The organism is Mesonia sp. K4-1 (assembly GCF_008017825.1).
In the GTDB taxonomy this organism is placed as follows: Bacteria; Bacteroidota; Bacteroidia; order Flavobacteriales; family Flavobacteriaceae; genus Mesonia.
The window spans coordinates 1-1,699 of the sequence record NZ_VRLS01000065.1; the positions used below are offsets into that span (position 1 = coordinate 1).

Consider the following 1,699-nt stretch of genomic DNA (forward strand, 5'->3'; position numbering starts at 1 on the left):
CTTGTTTAGCAGGAGCAGTGGCAGGTCCTAGTGATGATGATTTTGGAATAGAAGATTTTTCAGTAACGGCAGGTGAAGATTACTACATTGTAGTATCTAGTTGGTTAAATCCAACTGTTGGTTACACCTTAGATATTATTCCATTTGATTGTGCTAATTTAGCTACTCCAGTGGGACCATCTCCTCAAATATTCAATACGAATGACACTTTAGCAGATTTAGAGGTAGACCCTACTAAAGCTGGGGCAACACTTACTTGGTATAGTGATGTGAATGCTACAAACCAAATACCAGATACTACAGTGTTAGTAGATGGAACAACTTATTATGTTACTCAAACTTTTAATGGATGTGAAAGCGATCCGTTAGCGATAAGCGTAGATGAGAGAGATTGTACTTCTTTAGGTATATCTTCAACCACTACAGGAAGTGTTAACTGTCAAGGTGAAATTACAATGACGGCTACAGCGAGTGGTACAGGAGATGATATTTATTGGTATGAAAATCAAACAGGAGGAAACCCTATTGAGTTTGGAAATACGTATACCAGTCCCATGTTAACTAATACGACCTCTTATTGGGTGAGTGAGGCTTCTGTAGATGGAGCTTTGTTAGCAGGTGTAGGAGAGGTTACTCCAGCAGGTACACTTTCAACTACAACCAATGGAGGATTGCTTTTTAATGTAACTACAGGTTTTACTTTAATAGATGTAGAGGTGTTTAGTACTTCAACAGCAGGTGGAACTTTAGATATAGAGCTTCGTGATATTAATAATGGTAATGTGGCTATAGCTAGTACGTCTGTAGCTATTCCAGCAGGGGGAAGCTCTGCGAGTCCAATAGCGGTTACAGTGCCATTAAACTTTGTAGTTCCAGCAGGGGATTATAGATTAGTGAAAGTTTCTGGTCCAACATTTAGGTATCAGTCAGGAAACTTTCCACTTCCATTAGGTAGTTCAGGAACTATTGCTAGTGGAGCAACAGGTACGGGAACTTCTACTTTAAACTATATATTTTATAACCTAACAATTTTCGAAGGAGAAGTAGTTTGTGAATCTCCAAGAACAGAGGTTGTAGCAACAGTTAATCAAACAGGAGATGTTCAAGTAGACTTTACAGATCTTCCTTATAATACAAGTGACTCAACTTCAGTTTACGGAGATAATTTTGATGGTGATCCAGGATCAAGTTGTCCAGGTTCAGATTACTTAGGAGGAAATGAAGTAGTTTATCAATATACTGCCGATGCTAACAATGATGATATCTTGCAGATAGAATTGACGAATGTGACTAATCCTTCTACAGGGATGTATATATATATGAGCTGTGGAGATGTAGGGTCTAATTGTTTAGAAGGAGCTACCAATGAAGGAACATCTTCTATGGTAACGATATCAGATTATTATATAAATGCAGGAGAGACGATCTTTATAGTGATCTCTTCAGAGTCAAGCACTGTAAATTATACATTAGATATTTACGGATTTGATTGTAATAATGTTGCTGGTCCTATCGTAGACGATACTACTCCATATTTTGTACAACCCGATACTTTAGATGATATAGATTTAGAAGAAAATGAAAATAGTAGTGGAATAGTTTGGTACAGTGATGCAGGAGCAACCATGCCAATTCCAGGGAATACTCCATTGGTGGATGGAACTACTTATTACGTTACCCAGACGATATTAGGATGTGA

General features: G+C 37.8%; 1 protein-coding gene. It reads left to right on the forward strand.

Annotated elements, in window-relative coordinates:
* Positions 1 to 1,699 (forward strand): hypothetical protein (locus tag FT986_RS15975; RefSeq protein WP_187248621.1); only part of this gene is annotated, 1,699 nt, incomplete at both ends.